This is a genomic window from Kiloniella laminariae (assembly GCF_027214005.1).
GTDB classification, from domain to species: Bacteria; Pseudomonadota; Alphaproteobacteria; order Kiloniellales; family Kiloniellaceae; genus Kiloniella; species Kiloniella laminariae_A.
Genome location: NZ_JAPWGY010000006.1, coordinates 114,806 through 133,117 on the forward strand (window position 1 = coordinate 114,806; position 18,312 = coordinate 133,117).

Sequence of the window (18,312 nt, forward strand, 5' to 3'; positions counted from 1 at the left end):
ATAACAGCGAAAACTCCTGTTAACGCTGGTTCAAAAATATGGTCAAGATCGTGCCCCGCCCCCATCGCGCAGAACTTCTAATGCCTGCTGGTTCTCTTGAGAAACTGCAAATCGCCATACTGTATGGCGCCGATGCCGTTTATCTCGGCACACCAGACATGTCTTTACGCACCAAATCGGATTTCAGCCTGGAAGAGGTGATTGAAGGTGTCCGCTTTGCCCATGACCACGGCAAACGCGCGTATCTCACACTGAACCTCTTCTCTCATAACAAGGACATTGCCAAGCTGCCCCTGTTTATCGAAACCATACGGGCCGTTCGACCCGATGGTGTCATCATTGCGGATCCAGGTATTTTCAATTATGTCCGCGAACAGGCCCCCGAACTGGAATTACATATTTCAACCCAGGCCAATGTCTGCTCGTGGTTGTCTGTTGATTTCTGGCAAAAACAGGGCGCCAGCCTCTGCGTTCTTGCCCGCGAGGTAACTTACGACGAGCTTTGTGAAATCAGGGAAAGGTGTCCGGATATCAAACTTGAAGCCTTTGTTCACGGTGCCATGTGCATGACCTATTCCGGACGCTGCCTCCTGTCCAATTTCATGGCCGAACGGGGGGCAAACCAGGGCAGCTGCGCCAACTCCTGCCGCTGGCACTACAAAGTACATATGAAGCTCAAGGATGGTACTGTGAAAGAGCTTGAGCTTACCGAAGAAAATCTTGGACTGTTTGAATTTCTACTTGAGGAAGAATGTCGTCAGGGCGAGCTTATGCCCATAGAAGAAGACGAGCGCGGCTCCTATATTCTCAACTCCAAAGACCTTTGTCTGATGCCCCGGCTTGATGACTATCTGAAAATCGGCGTCGATTCCCTGAAAGTGGAAGGCAGAAACAAAAGCGCCTATTACGCTGCGGTAACCGCTCGGGCCTATCGTCAGGCAATAGACGACTGGTATAAGGCCCCTGAGGACTGGTCCCCCGAGCCCTACATGGAAGAGCTTTCCACGATCCCCAGTCGAGGCTACACCCTGGCTTTCCATGATGGACGCCTGCGTAACCATGCGCACAATTATGACCACACCAAAACCTTTGCCGATTATGAATTTGCAGGTCTCGTCACCGAGCTGGATCAAAACGGCATTCATGTTGCCGTAAAAAATCGCCTTGAAGCGGGAGATGTTCTTGAGCTTCTTCCTCCAGGAGGGCTTCAGGCTATTCTGATCCGGCTCTATAGCTTCGAAGATGCCAGAACGGGTCAAAAAAATGAGGTCGTCAATGCCGGGCAAAAGCCGGTCATCCTCCTCCGCTGGTCCCTGTTTGATCAGGAAAACATCAAGCGGTTGCAACAGGCTCTCTGCCCCCTGACGGTGATCAGAAAAGAAAAATCCCTGTCACAGGCAGAATGGGACCGGCTCCGGTTAGACCAGACTGCCCGGAAGATTGAACTCGGACATGGGAGTGAGTCTCTTTATGAAAAACAAAAAGACCGCCTTCAGAGCAGTCTTCTTGTTGAAAATGGCGAGCGGATACCCAAAACACCACGGATTGGGACCAGTGGGTGTTGTGGAAGAGGCTGTAATGGTTGCATGATTTTCTGGCATGACCCGCTCTATGACAAAGCCCGGAAACTTCTTGCCCGGAAAAAACAGGGCGAGTTGTTTGATCGCGATATGCGCGATGATCTTTTTCTTTCGGAACAGGATATTCCCGGCACCTCGCTTCCAGCATCCACACCGTGACCCGTTACAATTTTTCTTCTGTGAGTCAGTTTTATAAATTGGATAATCCTCACAACTTTCCATTGAACTAAAGGCTTTGTTAGCTTTTTTGACCGACACTGATGCGTCTTAAGTTAATCCACAAACGAGACAAGAATAAAAACACCTAAAATCAAAGGCTTGTCTTTGTTCATCGCAACATCGGGAAAAGAAAATGCGTCTTGCCTTCCACAGCCTGAGCTTCAGGCTTGTTGGCCTCACGGCCATCATGGTTATCCTCGGCTTTGCCGTACTGGTCTCCTACTCAACCTACAGTCAGGTGAAGAATTCACAGGAAGATGCCCAGCGGTATCTTTCCAGTCTGGCAGAACAGTACGCACTGGATGTCCGTATTGATATTGAGGAAGCTCTGGTTGCTGCCCGGGGCATGGCCCACGCGATTGAAGGCCCCTTGAGAAGCGGATCCACAGATCGTTCCGCTTTTGCCCGGATTGTCGAAAATACCATCCGTCGCTACCCAGGTATCGTTGGCGGTGCTGTTGGTCTTGATTCTAACATTGCAGGACAGGACAGTGACGTTGCAGGGCAAGGGTATAATGATGATGCTGGCCGGCTCCTTCCCTATTTCTACCAGGATGGAAAAGGGGGAGTCGCCTGGGAACCTCTGGCTCTTGGCGGAGACAGTGGGTCGGAACTTTGGTACGACCTGCCCAAAACCACCAAACAGGAAGTGGTGACAGAACCCTATGTCTATCCCGTGAATGGGGAAGACGTGGTCATGACCACAGCAACAGTACCGATTTTTGATGCACAGGATCGTGCTGTCGGTGTTGCCACAACAGACATGGCCCTGAAGGATATCCAGATCCGTCTCTCCGAACTAAAGCTCTTTGAAACCGGAACAGTTTCCCTGATCACCGCAGAGGGGATGTGGGTTTCTCACCCGGATGATACAAAGCTGGCACAGCTGGAAAAAAGCCCTGCACTTACACCGGTTTTAGCTGCTCTTAAGGCCGGGAAAGACTTCTTTGGGGTTGTTGATGATCCGGCTGTTGGGGGCGAACGTTTTGTGTCTGTCCAGTCCATGCGCTTTGGCATGGCAGAAACAACCTGGGGAATTGTGGTCTCGGTTCCTGAAAGTGAAATCATGGCCCAGGCCAATCAGGCAAGAAACCTGATGATTATCATTTCCCTTCTCGTTGTAATTGCTGTCATTGCCATCAACGCCTTGATCGGAACTCAGGCTATGGCAATGCTCGGCAAGGTAACCAACACCATGCGTAACCTTGCAGACGGACAAACCGATCTTGAAATTCCAGGTCGGAACCGTCGGGATGAAATCGGGGCCATGGCACAAACTGTTGCGGTTTTCCGTGAGAATGCCCTTGAGAAACAAAAACTCGAGGCAGAACAGAAGCATCAACAAGAAACTGCTGTCATTGAGCGCAAATCGACCCTCGACAAGATTGCCACCCGTTTCCATGAGGGTGTCAGCGGTTTGATCCAGGACATCGAAGGCTCTGTAAGGGACATGAAGACTTTTGCCGATACCATGACAGGTATGGCACAGGAAACCCGTTCGAGAGCCTCCGAGGCCTCCCAGTCTTCCGAAAATGCCAATGACAACGCCCAGGCCGTTGCCAGCGCTTCTGAACAGCTGGCCGCATCCGTCGGTGAAATTGGTCAACAGGTTGGACAGGCAACCACCATCACCAACAAAGCTGTCGGCGAAGCTGGCCGATCCAATGAAAACGTCCAGTCTCTGGCGCAGGCTGCCCAGCGTATTGGCGAGGTGGTGAAACTGATCTCGGATATTGCTGAACAGACCAACCTTCTGGCATTGAACGCGACCATCGAAGCTGCCCGGGCCGGAGAAGCCGGTAAAGGTTTTGCCGTTGTTGCTTCCGAAGTGAAGTCACTTGCGACCCAGACATCCAATGCCACGGGCGAAATCGAACAGCAGGTTTTTGCCATCCAGACCCAGACCAATAATGCTGTGGAATCCATCGGTGAAATCAGCCGCGTGATCGGGCAGATAGATGAAATCAGCACGGTTATCGCAGGGGCCGTTGAAGAACAAGGCGCAGCCACCCAGGATATTTCCGAAAAGATCCAGATGGTGGCAACAGGTGTCAGCTCTATCCGCGAAAGTATTGCCGGGGTTGATCAGGTCTCGGAACAGACCGATTCAGCAGCACGCTCTGTTGTTGACACCATAACCAACCTTGACCAGAAAGTCCGTGCTCTGAATGAAGAAGCCAATCGTCTGGTAGCCGAAGTCCGCGGTGCCTGATTAAGCGCGTTGCGAATAAAAAAAGCCCTGTACCGGTTGGTGCAGGGCTTTTTTACTTCAGAGCTTTCCCTACCCGTTCTTCAGCAATCTGGAACCAACTTCTTTCACCAGCTTTGCCCCAACCATGGCTGTCATTCCAACCAGATCCCGATGTGGATTTAGTTCAACAATATCCGCCCCGACAAGATCCGCATCCAGCTTGTGTAGGCTATTGATCAGTTCACGGACCGACATCCCGCCGGGCTCATGATGGGAAACGCCCGGCGCAAAGGCGGGATCAAGAACATCCAGATCGATCGAAAGATAAAGCGGCCCGTCAAAGCTCAGGTCCAGATTCGCTTTCCAGTCTTTCATCTGGATAATCTCCACCCCAAAACGCTCGGCCTGTTCTTTCTGATGCTGATTCAATGTCCGGATCCCAACCTGGACCAGTCGCTTGACCAGCCCGGTTTCCATAATCCGGGCAAAGGGACAGGCATGACTGTCCCGATTGCCATCCAGCTCGTCATAGAGATCGGAATGGGCATCAAAATGAAGAATGTTAAGCCCCGGATAAGCTTTGGCATGCGCTGTAATCAGTGGTGCAGATACAGAGTGATCTCCCCCAAGGCTGAGGACCTTTGCCCCCAGAGCAATTATCGCCGCAACCCGGTCTGAAATTTCTGATAATGCCGTTTCTCTGCCGGAAAATTTCAGATCCCCAAAATCCTTAAAACGGGAGTCAGCGCCAAGATCATACCCGGTCTCGCTGGTCATATTGGCTGAGCCGCAATGCAAGGCCTCTCTGATACGCTGGGGGGCCAAGGCTGGCCCTGTCATATACGATGAATTATGATCCAACGGGATTCCGAGCAAAGCGACATCACCCCTGTTTAAATTTTGATTCGCCACCAATTTTCTCCCTACAGCCAGGTACTGATTTTTCACAAATGGATCCGAACAACAAAATCAGGTCTTTACATTCGCAGTTCTCGCGTAAAAAATGCAATAACGTACACATTACAGCGCTGTAAATTGATCTTGTTTGGTATCTAATTTAAGAACGGAAAGATATCTAAGAAAACTCTTTAATTGAAGTATTTCATTTGGCTGCACCCCCTCCCCCACATACGCTAAAGGAAATGCGTAATGCTGCTATCGGTTATTTCAGTCTTGCACAAAGGGATTGGGCCATAGCCGAAAGAATGTAATGACCTCCTGCCCCCGTTATCCTTAAAAGTAGCTCGACAATGTCCTCTAAAAGATTATCAAGTCCATCGCCAATGATCAAAAAGGTCGTCAATAGCCGATACATTAAATTCTGGATCTTTCTCCTGTTTAGTATCGTTTTTTATTCGGGCTTGATCTACGTAGATGCGCTCGAAACCATCTATGATTTCACGCGAGAGTATGAGGAATGGGAACTGGACGAACTGCTTCTGCTGCTTTTGGGAATGGCGTTCAACTACCTGCTCTTTCTTCTCTTTTCTCTTAAAAGTGCCTCGGCAAAGGCCCTTTCCTCAGAAAGAGAAATCACGCAACTAACGATGGAAAACGGCGCAAAATATGAGTTCCTGACATCTATGAGCCACGAACTCCGCACTCCTTTGAATGCGGTTATCGGCTTCAGTGAAATGATGCGTAACGAGATTTTTGGACCAATTTCACCTGAAAAATACAAGGCCTACATTGATGATATTCATGAATCCTCCGGACAGCTTCTGACCATCATCGACAAATTACTCGCTCTGTCTTATCTCGATACGTACAAGATCACACTGCTGGAAGCTGAGCAGAGTGTCCTCTCTCTCCTGAAGGAGAGTATTGAAGCATCGAAGATACAGGCAAGTTCAAAAGGTATCGAAATCACTCTTAAGTGCTCCTGCGAGGACACGGTGTTAACTCTTGATCCGGCAATGATCAAAAAATCCTTCGTTGAAATTCTGAATAATGCAGTTCTCAACAGCCCAGAAAATACTGAGATTTTTATAAAAATTGACAGAGATCTTCACAAGAGACTTCGCATAACGATCCAAGATCAAGGTCCAGGTATCTCTAAGGATGCGCTCAGAGGAATCTTTGAACCCTTTAATCAGATCGACCGAAATGCCCTCACATCATCAACTGGGCTTGGATTGGGACTGACAATTTCAAAGAGATATATAGAACTACACGGCGGATCTCTACGCCTGAAAAGTAAAATCAGGGAAGGCACAACCGTAACAATAACCTTTCCTACAATCCGGGATAAGCCAGCCCAAGGTTAGGCTACAGCACCCTTTACCTGTTTCAGTACAGATCACGACACCGCTTCCGAAAAGCTTTGGGTCCTTGTCACGCAAACTGCCCGGCTGAACAACCAGCTTACTCAGCATTGTTTGTGACGGATTACCCACGAATATTCCACGGGGATCAATAGCGGTATAGCTGTTGATCCCCGTGGACTTTTTATTCGTCAAAGGGATCTTCGACCAAAGATTGCCTGTGCTTGACATAACACCAGACCACCACGGCAAAGCCTCCCCCCAGCAGCCAGGGGTTTTCACGTAACAAACCTGTGAGAAGCAAAACCCCGGCAACAACAGCCAGCACGGCGGGAGGTCCATGTTTTTCGTCCCGGCAGATCCCATTCCAGAATTTTTCGTGCTTGAGCAAGACCTGGTTAAACTGGCCGGTTATCACCAGAAATCCGAGATAAACCAGAACAACAAGCCCCATCAGGGCAGCAATTGTAAGCGACTGTTTGAACAGGTCTGACATGAAGGACCTTCGAGCTGTTTTCAACAATCTACAGGAAAGCTCTCCCGTAACCAAATGCTCCCATCATAATACCTGTTTGATACAATCAGGGCGGTCAGGTTCCCGCTCATCACTCTCACATGAAAGGGTGATCCGGGGTCATAAGAACCTCAAGCAGAAGCGTCCCGCCAATAAGGATAATCAACAGGCCCCCGCCGATAGAAACCACCCGCGCAATAATGGCTGTTTGCACCCCCAGCTCATCAAGAATTTTAAGCAGGGGAAACCGGACGCCCTTGGCAGCCAGAGCCAACAGGGACACTGTCAGACCCGTGCCAAGCGACATTGCCAAAACAGCTGCCAGCCCCCCAGCCCAGTGTCCAAGCACAAAGGCCAAAATCAGAACCAGAAGAGCCCCGGTACAGGGACGAATCCCGATTGCCAGAACAATTGCAACAATATCCCGATACGGCTTCAGCCCGGAAAGGCGGCTCCGTGGCACAGAAGAAGCACAGCAATCATGCCCCTTGGCATTGCCCGCTGAGAGGCCGTCATGACGGTGGACATGAGAATGGCTATGCGTAATCTCTGAATTTGGCTTTTGCGGAACAGAGACATGGCTGTGGCCAGGCTCATCGCTATGGTCATGGGCGCAGCACTGTGATGCAGGAAGGCGCAGTCCGCGCCATAACAAAACGCCCCCAACTACAACAACGGCACCATAGCTGAGCGGTTCCATCACGGATTCTGCCGCTAAAGAGGCAGAACGAACGCCGCTATCAATCAACAGATAACACAACCCGACGATCGTGATAGCTGTCAGCCCCTGCATAAAAGATGCGGCCATGGACAGCCCGACGACAGATCTTATTTTGGTATCTGTACTCAGTGTATAGGTTGCAATTACGGCCTTGCCATGACCAGGTCCCAGGGCATGGAAAACACCATAGAGAAAACAGATCCAAACCAGATGAATCAGGGAATCAAAACCAAGCCCATCTCCCAGCGCTCGGACCCCATCGCCCAGAATGGAAGAAAACGCACGTTGCTGGCTTCGCAGGGTCTCGAGAAAGCTGGCCCAGATGCCTGCTTCTTCAGAGGGAAAGATACCAACAACGCCAAACAGTGCATCGGCCAGTAGAATTGTTCCCGCCAACAAGAAGAGAAAAAACAATACCTGTAACCAGGTTTGGCCCCGCGCGATCCTGATCATGAACAGCTCACCCGCAAGGTTGAGGCAAAAATTGATCCCAGCTCGGGGTTGGCGGCAACTTCCTCATCGCTGAAAAAAAGATCTGAAAGTGGTTTTTCCGTACCCGTTACATCATCCGGTTTAATTACCTGATGAGTACAGCCTTCTGCATCACTGGGAACAAAATTTGCCGTGTTTTCTGAAACCAGATCAATCGAGATAAAATAGGAAGGGTCGTACATTTTGAGCTCTATTGCCTGAGAGAAAGCAATCGGCTGATCAAGTGTCAGCTTGAAACGCAACACAAGGCGATTATTCAACAGGTCACCATCCGCGGTGATTTCTTTTGTAAAAACCAGCTTTTCGGCCCCAGCTTTTCGGGCAGAAAGAAAATAATCCCACTCATGGAGGTTGCGCACGGCATCCCCGGCAAAGCTGTTCAATTCTGCTTTTTCAACTACCCCGCTGAGGTCCTGATCAAGATCTTGCAACAGCGTTTCAGTATAAAGATCATCAAATATCCAGACGGGTTCAAGCGCAACAATTCGACCACTGTCATTCAGGTGAACAATCACCGCAGCGTCAACCCAGACATGGGGATGCGCCTGAGCCGCAGATCCCCACAAAATCGCGACAACCGTTCCGGTTAGAAATTTCCTGAAACAGACTTTCAGAAGGGAGAGAGACGGCTGAATCACGGTAATCAACTCACAAGAAGAACGAGGCTGTGACAAAATCATTGATACAGCCTCATCACAATCGCCCGAACCCAAAAGTCGAGCCTCAGAGCTTTAGTTATAATATAACATTATTATAATTCAATCCCGCTTATAACTTTAATCGGGAAATCACCCCTCCCCCATAACCATGGCCCGCATGTTCAGGGCAGCAAGATCCGCATGACGGGCGTATCCGTCTGCCTCCTGCCTGTAGGTCATAAAGCTCTTGTATATTTCTTCTGCCAAAGCGCTCGTCTGGCTGATCTCCAGCAACGTTTCCTCTGACGCCTTGTACAGCGCCTGCATTACCTCGTTCGGGAAAGTTCGGAGCTCCACCCCTTCTTTCGCAAGAAGCGGGGCAAAGGATTTCACGTTTCCATAGGTAAAGTCTGCGTAACTTTCTGTTGCTGAAGCCATCACGGCCCGCTTTACCAGCTCCTGTAAATCTTCCGGCAAAGCCGCATAGGCCTCCTTGTTTACAATCGCCTCCAGCGCCGGGCCAATCTCATGGAAAGCAGGCATGTAATAGTATTTGGCAACCTTGTAGAGACCAAAAGCCAGATCATTCCAGGGGCCAACCCACTCAGCCGCATCCACAGTTCCCGCCTGCATGGCGGGGAAAATTTCGCCTGGAGGCAGCAATACCACATTTACGCCAAGCCGCCGCATGGCTTCCCCGCCCAGTCCGGCAATGCGCATTTTGATCCCCTGGAGATCTGCAAGGCTGTTAATCTCCTTGCGGAACCAGCCACCAGCCTGTGGCCCGGAAGATCCCGCATAGAAAGGAAGCACCCCAAAGGGTTCATAGGCGCGTTGCCAGAGTTCCTGGCCACCACCAAAATACAGCCATCCACTATGTTCCGCAGCTGTCAGGCCGAAAGGGACCCCGGTAAAAAAGTGGAAAGCCTGATTTTTTCCCTGCCAGTAATAGGGGGTCGCATGCCCCATCTGGGCAACATTGTTTGAAACCGCATCGAATACTTCAAAGGGCGGCACCAATTCTCCAGCAGCAAAGAGCTCGATCGTCAAACGTCCTCCGGACATTGTCGTAATCATCTCGGCCAGCCGCTGGGCATTTACCCCGACCCCCGGCACATTGCGCGGCCAGCTCATGGCCATTTTCCAGACAATTTTTTCATCCGCCCGCACAACAGCAGGGGCCGCAAGACTGGCTGCTCCGCCAACGGCAAACGCACCCAGCAGTTCTCGCCGGCTGATTCCTTTAACCCTGGAATTATTCTGTTTTTCTAACGTTCTTTGATTTTTCCGTGTATCAGACATATCAGCCCCCATGGATATTTTAATCCACTTTAGCTCTTCACGCATAAGACGCAATATCTCCTGCACTTCCCGGAACATTATTCCCGGATTGCCACAAGCTCCCCAGCATTGAGAAGGCCGGAATTTAGCTGTCTTCAGCAGATTTTTCCCCATATTGGGAAAGAAGAAACAGAGGAACAGTTGCAATCAGGACCATTACCGCCGAGACGACAAGGCAGGCTGTTAACCCGGCAAGCTGAAAGACAACACCGGACAAAAGAGTCCCGCCCAAGCGCCCCACTGCGTTGGCCATGTAGTAAAATCCGACATTTAACGCCACCTTGTCTGCATCCGAGAAGCCGACAATAAGATAGGAATGCAAGGAAGAATTCACTGCAAAAACAAAACCGAAAACCAGCAACCCGATGATCAGAATATAAAGGCTCGCCGCTGTATCCATCCAGATCCCCATGGCAATGAGCAATGGAACAGTCGCCAGCGTACCTCCCCAAAACCCGGCAGCCTTCACCCCCAGCTCTGGTGTTACCACTCCACGGGTAAATCTGGGAACCACGGCCTGTACCAGACCGTACCCTATAACCCAGACAGCCATAAAGGCGCCGACTTCTTCAAAGCTCCATCCAAAAGCAGAGTAGAGGAAAACCGGAAGCGCGACCACAAACCAGACATCCCGGGCGGCAAAGAGAAAAACTCTGGAAAACGATAGAAGATTGATTTCCCGGGTTTTAGAGAAGAGATCCCGAACCCCGACAGAGCTCTTCACCCGCCCCAATTCGCGTTCGGCCAGAGAAAAACTCCCGAGCAAAACCAGAACAAGGCCAAAGGCCAGCACCCAAAGCGAAAGCTGGAAACCGAACCCTTCCAGCAACAGCCCACCCAGGAGAAAACCCAGCCCCTTGAGGGCATTTTTTGATCCTGTCAGCAAGGCTACCCAGCGAAAGAGCAAGCCAGGCTTGGTGTTCAAGATTTCTCCGCTGTCTTCTTTTACCACCAGTTTGACTGCAGATTTTGAACTCATTTTAGTCAGGTCTTTGGCAACACCTGACAGAGCCTGAGCCACCATGACATAAAACACGGAAAAGCCGATGGACCATCCTGTATCCAGTGCAGAAAGCAGCAGCAGGGCAAAGACCTGTATTGCCAGCCCCATTAACAGGGTCAACCGCAAACCAAAGCGGGCTGCAATCCAGCCCCCGGCAAGGTTTGTGACAATCCCCATGGCTTCATACAGCAAGAACAGACTTGCCAGATCCAGAGGTGAAAAGCCGAGCAGGTGAAAATGCAGCAGGACCAGCATTCGCAAGGCCCCATCAGTGAGAGTGAAGCCCCAATAGGCTGCTGTTACAACCGCATAACCACGTAAATCAGTCATCTAGAGATCCTGCCCGATCAAACGCAACAGGTCGACCATCCGGTTAACATATCCCCATTCATTATCGTACCAGGCGTAAACTTTGAGGTGCTGTCCATCAACCACCATGGTGCTGGGGCCATCGATGATTGAAGAGCGGGGATCATTAACAAAATCGGCCGAGACCAGTGGACGTTCTTCAAAACCCAGTACACCTTTCAAGGATCCCTTTGCTGCTGCCCTGAACAGCTGATTGACCTCTTCAACTGTCGTCTTGCGCTGCAGTTCGAAGACACAATCCGTCAATGATGCATTAAGTAACGGAACCCGTACTGCGTGGCCGTTCAGTTTTCCCTTCAGTTCAGGATAGATCATTGTAATCGCGGTTGCAGACCCTGTTGTCGTCGGAATCAACGAGTTCAAGGCAGAACGGGCACGCCGCAGATCCTTGTGCGGGGCATCTACCATGACCTGGGTATTTGTGACGTCATGGATCGTCGTGATAGACCCCCTCTCGATACCCAGAGCCTCGTGGATCACCTTGACCACCGGAGCCAGACAGTTGGTCGTACAGGAGGCCGCAGTCAAAATGTGGTGCTGGTCTGGTCGGTACAGATCATGATTGACGCCATAAACGAGGTTCAGCACTCCCTCGGATTTCACAGGGGCCGCAACCATAATCTTCTTTACGCCAGCTTCAAGAACCGGCGCCAGTGTTTCTAGCGTCTTGAACTTTCCGGAACACTCGAGAACAACATCCACACCACGGCTTTTCCAGTCGACCTTTACCGGATCCCGCTCTTCGGAAAAGCTGATCTCGCTGTCGCCAATCGAGAAGCCTGTTGCAGAGGCAACAACCTCCCTGTTCCACCGCCCATGGACAGTATCAAATTCCAGCAGATGTGCTGCACATTCAACCCCGCCCTGAATTTCGTTCACATGGACAAACTCAATCCCCGGAACACCCCATCCTGCCCGAAGCACCAAGCGTCCCATCCGTCCAAAACCATTGATTCCAACGCGTATTGCCATTGGTGCCATCCTCTATATGCACATCCATAATTCTATATTTCCGGAAATATAAAGATTATATGTGAATCTTTTATGACGTAATCGACATATTCCACGATATTTTCCACTATTCTTGGATGTCGTTATCCTGAAAGGTATTTTTCAGACCAGTCAATTTTTCAGGCCGGTCATAAGCAGAGCAAAAGATTGATAAGTAATTCTGGTTGGTTGCCCTGCTCAAGATCTGACATCATCCACCAAAATTTCCCGGAAACCTATTATTAATCCGGGCAGGAACTGTCAGCCAGAGACTAAAGAGAGTACAAAATGCCTCGCGACCCCAGATACGATATTCTTTTTGAACCGCTGCAAATCGGCCCTGTTACAATCAAAAACCGTTTCTATCAGGTTCCACATTGCAATGGGCTGGGCTACGCCCGCCCCAGGAGCCTCGCTGCCATGCGTGGCATGAAAGCGGAAGGCGGATGGGGCGCAGTCTGCACCGAAGAGGTAGAGATTCATCCTTCATCGGAAATCTCTCCCTACATTGAAGGTCGCCTCTGGGATCAACGGGACATCCCTGCCCATCGCCTCATGACCGAGGCCGTACACCAACACGGCTCTCTTGCCGGGGTTGAGCTTGTTCACAATGGCTTTCACGCACCCAACCGTACATCTCGCCTTCCGCCGATGGCGCCCTCGGCCATGCCGGTAAGTGCCTATGACCCTGTGCACGCCCGTGCCATGGATCTGACCGACATCAAAAATCTGCGCAAGTGGTACCGCCAGGCCGCCCTGAATGCCCGTGAAGCTGGTTACGATATCGTCTACGTCTATGCCGGACACTGCATGACCACGCTGATGCACTTCATGCTCCCCCGCTATAACCAGCGCAGTGATGCCTATGGCGGATCTTTGGAAAACCGGGTCCGTCTGACCCGGGAAATTCTCGAAGAGACAAAAGAAGCCGTAGGTGATCAGTGCGCCATCGCCTTCCGTTTTGCCGTGGATGAGTTGCTGGGTAAAGACGGTATGACCTCAGAAGGCGAAGCAAGAGATGTTGTCGGTATGCTGGCAGAGCATCCGGATCTCTGGGACGTCAACATCAGCGGCTGGACCAATGATTCCTCTACCGCCCGTTTTGAGCCTATCGAAGGGTATCAGGAAAAATACACCACTTTTGTCAAATCCCTGACCAGCAAACCTGTGGTCGGGGTTGGGCGCTTCACCTCTCCCGATGCGATGGTTTCGCAAATAAAACGCGGCGTCCTGGATCTGATCGGGGCGGCCCGTCCCTCTATTGCCGATCCCTTCCTGCCCAACAAGATTGCCGAGGGACGCCATGATGAAATCCGCGAATGTATCGGCTGCAACATCTGTGTCACTGGCGACAATCTCTGTGTCCCGATCCGCTGTACCCAGAATCCGACAATGGGGGAAGAGTGGCGCAGAAAATGGCACCCGGAAAAAATCGCGCCAAAACAGTCTGACGATGCCGTCCTTGTCGTCGGAAGTGGTCCTTCTGGTCTGGAATGTGCCCTGCAACTGGCAAATCGGGGATATCAGGTTACCCTGGCCGAAGCAGGAACAGAACTGGGCGGGCGTTCGACCAGAGAAAGCAGGCTTCCCGGCCTTTCCAGCTATGCCCGTGTCAGGGACTACCGCAGCAACCTGCTGCAGCAAAAGAGCAACGTGGAGATCTACCTCGACAGCAAACTGGATGAAGCAGCTCTGCTGGAGTTTGGTTTTAAACATATCCTGCTCGCCACAGGATCCCGTTGGCGCAGGGATGGCACCGGAAGACAACACCACGCTCCCTTACCCGGTCTGGAACTGCTTCCCGTCTTTACCCCCGACGACCTGCTTGATGGCAACAGTCCGGCAGGAGAAGTCGTGATCTTTGATGATGACCATTACTATATGGGCGGGGTTCTGGCAGAAAAGCTGATCACAGAAGGCCAGAAGGTGACGCTGGTCACACCGGATGTAAAGGTTTCTGCCTGGACGGAATTCACGCTGGAACAGGAAAAAATCCAGTCCCGCCTGATGAAGCTTGGCGTAAGGATTATTACCAGTCACAGCGTCAACGCTGTCACCTCAGACGCTGTGGAACTGGCTTGCTGCTATACAGGACGAACCAGCACGCTTCCTGCAGATGCCCTGCTCCTGGTCACGGCCCGCGATGCCAATGACGCACTTTATCACAGTCTGAAAAGCAACCCTGCCGCGCTTGCTGCAGCGGGCATCAAAACGGTGGAAGTAATCGGTGATGCCTATGCACCGGGATCTCTGGCTTCAGCTGTGTATTATGGTCATCTGGCGGCCCGTTGCTTTGAAGGAGAAAGCTGGGACGCGGCTCTTTTTGAGGGCGAACGTCCCGGTCTTGTCAACTGACAGTCACGCCGTAAGTGCCATCCTGTCCTGACCAACTGCAGCTTTGCTATCATGAAAAGCTTCCACCAGATGTTGGCTTTTGTGAGGAACAAAGCTGCAGCTGACTGCATACACGGTAAAGACAGCCTTGAGTTTCGCTTCAATGATCCGAGCCCGCTGTTCTGTCAGATCGTCCGTTTCGATAACAACTCTCTGGGTTTCCTCTCCAGCCCGCATTGCCACGACAGAAAAGGGGACAGAACTGTTCAAGGCAAAAAGTTCGAGAATACGGGGCAAAGTTCCCGGCTCACTCTCGGCAAGGATCTGATAGGTCGCAACCGGCTTTTTACTCACAGCCATTCTCCACAAAAACATTCACTAATCAGCTGCTCAAGAACACAGCCCGGGCCTTCCCCTGATATGCAGTATCTCCTATTGCAGGCGGTAAATCTTCCCTAAGCCAAGAGAAAAGTGATACAAAGAGGATCAGAATTTCACATTATCAAAAAAATACGGGAAATATGACCGAAACCCTTGATGATCTCGACATACGTATCCTCGAAGTCCTGCAGCAGGATGTCACAATCCCTGTGACAGAACTTGCAGAACAACTTGGCTCATCCAAATCTGTTTGCTGGCGGCGTATCCAGCGTCTGCTCGATAATGGTGTGATCAAGGAACGTGTTGCCATCCTTGACCAGAAAAAAATCGGTCTGGGCGTCACCGTTTTCGCCCAGGTAAAAATGCATCACCACGTCAAAGGTGCTCTGCCCGATTTTGTCGAAGCAGTCAGGAAGTGTCCTCAAGTTATTGAGTGTCACACTCTCATGGGCAGCGTCGATTTTCTGCTAAAGATCGTAGTCGGAGATATAGAAGAATACGAACGTTTCTTCTGGCAGGAACTTTCCCAGATCGAAGGTGTACAGGAGATCAGTTCCTCTACGGCCCTAACCCGCTTTGTCGACACAACCCGGCTTCCTCTTGAACAGCTGTACCAGAATAACAACCAGAGTAACAAAAAGACGTCATGATCCTGACGAACCGGAAAATACTTAAATAATACAGATCTTGCTGGTCATCAGCCTGAAAAACCTGTCGTATAGGCTCCCTGAGGCGTCCGGTATGTTCCGGCGCCCTTCACAACATAGAAAAAATTCAATGACCCAGAACCTGGACCATCCGGTTAGCCTCCGGGACTATAGCATCCTTGCGCTGATTTTCCTGCTCTGGGGTCTGAACTATATCGCGATCAAGATAGGGGTCAGCGAGTTCCCTGTCTGGACGGCCTTGGCGATTCGTTTTACGATCATCTTCCTGCTGCTTGCCCCTTTTGTAAGATATCCCAAAGGTCAATTCCGTTCATTGCTCACCATCAGCCTGGTGTTGATCCCGGGACATTTTGGCCTGCTGTTCTGGTCTATCCAGCACACGGCCAGTGTTGGTGCCATTTCGGTGATCATCCAGCTTGGCCCGGCCTTTTCGGTACTTTTGGCCTGGATATTCTTCAAGGACGTTCCCGGCATCAAAAGAATTTCCGGTCTGACTCTTGGCTTTATCGGGGTCGTGATACTTTTTTATGAACCCACTTTTTTCGACAGTATGGATGCCCTGCTCGCCGGATTGGCGTCTGCTTTTTTTATGGGCTTTTATACCATTCTGATCCGGGGCAAGAGCCAGATCTCTCCACTGGCAATCATCTGCTGGAGCTCGGCTCTTGGAATTCCCTTCTCGCTGACACTGGCCTTGCTGCTTGAACCCAGCATCATTGTTTCGATGGAAGCAGCCAGTCTGAACGGATGGCTTGGTGTTACCTATGCCGCGATTGCCTCCAGCATCATCGGTCACGGCTCCTGGGCATGGATGCTGCGCCAACATTCGATCTCTTTCCTTGCGCCCTTGACATTGAGTGTCCCCGTCATTGCCGTATTCGCCACTGTTATGGTATTTGATGAACCATTCACACTGCATATGGCTTTTGCAGGGCTGATTGTATTAGCAGGCATAGGACTGATTACCGTCTCGAAGGCTTATAAATAGGTTATCGCGATCAGCTACGCGCTCTCAGGTAAACGCTCTTTGGCAAAAAATCCCAAAAGGCAGAAGCGAGATCCCGATGTTCAGGAATTTGATTATTGTGATAAATTTGATCATGGGGTTATTCGCGGCGAGTTCTGCGGCGTCCCAGCCCTCATCAGCCCACGACTTCTCTTTTGAGGCGATCGAGGGTGGCAGCATCAGCCTTGCAGATTACAAAGGAAAAGCGGTCCTGCTGGTCAACACCGCCTCTTTTTGTGGCTTCACCAAACAGTACGCCGATCTTCAGAAGCTCTGGGAGAAATATGGTGAAAAAGAGTTGATCGTCCTTGCGGTCCCTTCCAACGATTTCGGAGCACAGGAACCCGGCAGCAAGGAAGATATAAAACAATTCTGTCAGATGCAGTACGGCATTGATTTCCCCATCACGGAAAAAGAGCGTGTCAAAGGCCCGGACGCGCACCCCTTCTACAAATGGGCCCGACAGGAACTGGGGATGGTTGCTGCGCCAAAATGGAATTTCCACAAATACCTTGTTGGACCGGATGGCAAACTGGTTGACTGGTTCAGTACAGTTACCCCCCCAAACTCCCCCAAAGTTATCCAGGCAATCGAAAAACTGCTTAAACCCGGAACCCGCTAGGTCAAAACTGCGAACCAGTCTCGCTATCGTTTTCTTATTTAAAGTACGCCTTGGCTTCGGCCCAGAGCCAGTCACGAAACCAGATAACTTCCGGTTTGGGACGGGACTGACTTTCAGGCATCAACAGATAGTGGGACTGTAAAGCAGGGAGTTCATGTTTGCTGGGGCGGATCAAACGCCCGTTTTCAAGATAAGGCTCTGCAAAACATTTCTGCACAGCCGTAAAACCAGATCCGGTCGCCGCCATTTCCAGAGCGGTGAGGGAATTATCAACCCGAACGCCTTTCACAAAGTCATATTCTTCCGGACCATGGGATTCAAACCAGCGTTTCCAAACATCCTCACTCCCCATAATGTGCAGAAGATTGTCAGACCCTGGCTCCAGCTTTTCCTCAAGCAAGGGCGAACAGACCGGAATTATCTTGTCATGACAAAGCAATTCCACATTGAAGCCACTCCAGTGCCCGTCGCCGAAACGTATCTCCAGATCCATCTCATCTTCACTAGATCCTTCAGCCCAGATTGAGGTGCAAAGCCGGATGTTCACCTCGGGGTATTTCTGGCGAAAATTTTTCAACCGTGGCCCAAGCCACAGTACTGCAAAAGATATGGTTGCCCGAACTGTTACCGACTTGTCGCGTTTGGGGCCAAACAAACCAACTGTGGTTGCCGACAGTTCGTCAAATGCCTTGCGTACAGCTGGTAAGTAAGCTTTCCCCATATCTGTCAGACGCAAACTGCGCGGCAGGCGTTCGAACAACGGAAAGCCAAGATGCTTCTCCAGTGACCGTACCTGATAACTGATTGCCGCCTGGGTTAACTGCAGTTCCTCCGCCGCAGCAGTAAAACTGGTACGACGGGCAGCAGCTTCAAAAGCCCGAAGCCAGATCAGGGGAGGCAGTTGGTACGACATCAAACTTTATCCAAAAATTAATTTAGGCCTTAGCAGAATAATACTTCATTTGTTTTTTGGTCAAGA

The 18,312-nt window shown here is 50.8% G+C and carries 16 protein-coding genes; 7 read left to right on the forward strand and 9 right to left on the reverse strand.

Annotated features, from left to right (window positions below; genetic code table 11):
- The first annotated feature begins 38 nt into the window (after positions 1–38).
- Both O4H49_RS15765 and O4H49_RS15770 read left to right on the forward strand, forming a co-directional pair.
- Positions 39–1,739 carry a U32 family peptidase gene (locus O4H49_RS15765; protein ID WP_269424399.1) on the forward strand — a complete coding sequence of 567 codons (1,701 nt, stop codon included), beginning with the start codon at positions 39–41 and terminating at the stop codon, positions 1,737–1,739.
- Between the two features lie 193 nt (positions 1,740–1,932).
- Positions 1,933–4,011 (forward strand): methyl-accepting chemotaxis protein, encoded by a 2,079-nt coding sequence (locus O4H49_RS15770; RefSeq protein WP_269424400.1) that lies wholly within the window; start codon positions 1,933–1,935, stop codon positions 4,009–4,011.
- A 69-nt stretch (positions 4,012–4,080) separates the two neighbouring features.
- Here O4H49_RS15770 and speB read toward each other — a convergent pair whose 3' ends face one another.
- Positions 4,081–4,902: an agmatinase gene (gene speB / locus O4H49_RS15775; protein WP_269424401.1), complete on the reverse strand. Its 822-nt coding sequence runs from the start codon at positions 4,900–4,902 to the stop codon at positions 4,081–4,083.
- Between the two features lie 371 nt (positions 4,903–5,273).
- Here speB and O4H49_RS15780 point away from each other — a divergent pair, with 371 nt between their 5' ends.
- Entirely contained in the window at positions 5,274–6,257 is a 984-nt protein-coding gene (locus O4H49_RS15780; protein ID WP_269424402.1) for a sensor histidine kinase, read from the forward strand.
- 181 nt (positions 6,258–6,438) lie between these two features.
- On the opposite strand, the gene O4H49_RS15785 is transcribed toward O4H49_RS15780, so the two are convergent.
- From O4H49_RS15785 to O4H49_RS15810, 6 genes are all read right to left on the reverse strand, one after another.
- A complete protein-coding gene (locus O4H49_RS15785; protein WP_269424403.1) occupies positions 6,439–6,750 on the reverse strand; it encodes a hypothetical protein in 312 nt (103 codons plus the stop codon).
- 115 nt (positions 6,751–6,865) lie between these two features.
- Positions 6,866–7,942 carry a nickel/cobalt transporter gene (locus O4H49_RS15790; RefSeq protein ID WP_269424404.1) on the reverse strand — a complete coding sequence of 359 codons (1,077 nt, stop codon included), beginning with the start codon at positions 7,940–7,942 and terminating at the stop codon, positions 6,866–6,868.
- Positions 7,939–8,661 (reverse strand): DUF1007 family protein, encoded by a 723-nt coding sequence (locus tag O4H49_RS15795; protein ID WP_269424405.1) that lies wholly within the window; start codon positions 8,659–8,661, stop codon positions 7,939–7,941. The genes O4H49_RS15790 and O4H49_RS15795 overlap by 4 nt, the downstream gene beginning before the upstream one ends.
- Before the next feature lie 108 nt (positions 8,662–8,769).
- Positions 8,770–9,966: a TRAP transporter substrate-binding protein gene (locus tag O4H49_RS15800; protein ID WP_269424406.1), complete on the reverse strand. Its 1,197-nt coding sequence runs from the start codon at positions 9,964–9,966 to the stop codon at positions 8,770–8,772.
- 79 nt (positions 9,967–10,045) lie between these two features.
- Complete coding sequence (gene arsJ / locus O4H49_RS15805) at positions 10,046–11,293, reverse strand: organoarsenical effux MFS transporter ArsJ (protein WP_269424407.1); 1,248 nt, start codon at positions 11,291–11,293, stop codon at positions 10,046–10,048.
- The gene (locus O4H49_RS15810) at positions 11,294–12,304 is read right to left on the reverse strand and encodes an ArsJ-associated glyceraldehyde-3-phosphate dehydrogenase (RefSeq protein ID WP_419715233.1); all 1,011 of its coding nucleotides are present in this window, start codon (positions 12,302–12,304) and stop codon (positions 11,294–11,296) included.
- A gap of 306 nt (positions 12,305–12,610) precedes the next feature.
- Between O4H49_RS15810 and O4H49_RS15815 the strand changes: the two genes are divergently transcribed.
- On the forward strand, positions 12,611–14,677 hold the full coding sequence (locus O4H49_RS15815; protein WP_269424409.1) for an FAD-dependent oxidoreductase: 2,067 nt from the start codon (positions 12,611–12,613) through the stop codon (positions 14,675–14,677).
- A gap of 3 nt (positions 14,678–14,680) precedes the next feature.
- On the opposite strand, the gene O4H49_RS15820 is transcribed toward O4H49_RS15815, so the two are convergent.
- Positions 14,681–15,010, reverse strand: a complete 330-nt coding sequence (locus O4H49_RS15820) for a hypothetical protein (RefSeq protein WP_269424410.1) — start codon at positions 15,008–15,010, stop codon at positions 14,681–14,683.
- Between the two features lie 167 nt (positions 15,011–15,177).
- On the opposite strand from O4H49_RS15820, the gene O4H49_RS15825 reads away from it, so the two are divergent.
- The 3 genes from O4H49_RS15825 (at position 15,178) to O4H49_RS15835 (ending at position 17,333) form a co-directional block, all read left to right on the forward strand.
- Entirely contained in the window at positions 15,178–15,687 is a 510-nt protein-coding gene (locus O4H49_RS15825) for an Lrp/AsnC family transcriptional regulator (protein WP_269424411.1), read from the forward strand.
- A 127-nt stretch (positions 15,688–15,814) separates the two neighbouring features.
- Positions 15,815–16,693: a DMT family transporter gene (locus tag O4H49_RS15830; RefSeq protein ID WP_269424412.1), complete on the forward strand. Its 879-nt coding sequence runs from the start codon at positions 15,815–15,817 to the stop codon at positions 16,691–16,693.
- Positions 16,694–16,790: 97 nt separating this feature from the next.
- Positions 16,791–17,333, forward strand: coding sequence for a glutathione peroxidase (locus O4H49_RS15835; protein ID WP_269424413.1), 543 nt, complete (start codon positions 16,791–16,793; stop codon positions 17,331–17,333).
- A gap of 34 nt (positions 17,334–17,367) precedes the next feature.
- Here the strand turns inward: O4H49_RS15835 and O4H49_RS15840 are convergent, their stop codons facing one another.
- Positions 17,368–18,246, reverse strand: a complete 879-nt coding sequence (locus tag O4H49_RS15840) for a LysR substrate-binding domain-containing protein (RefSeq protein WP_269424414.1) — start codon at positions 18,244–18,246, stop codon at positions 17,368–17,370.
- Positions 18,247–18,312: the final 66 nt, after the last annotated feature.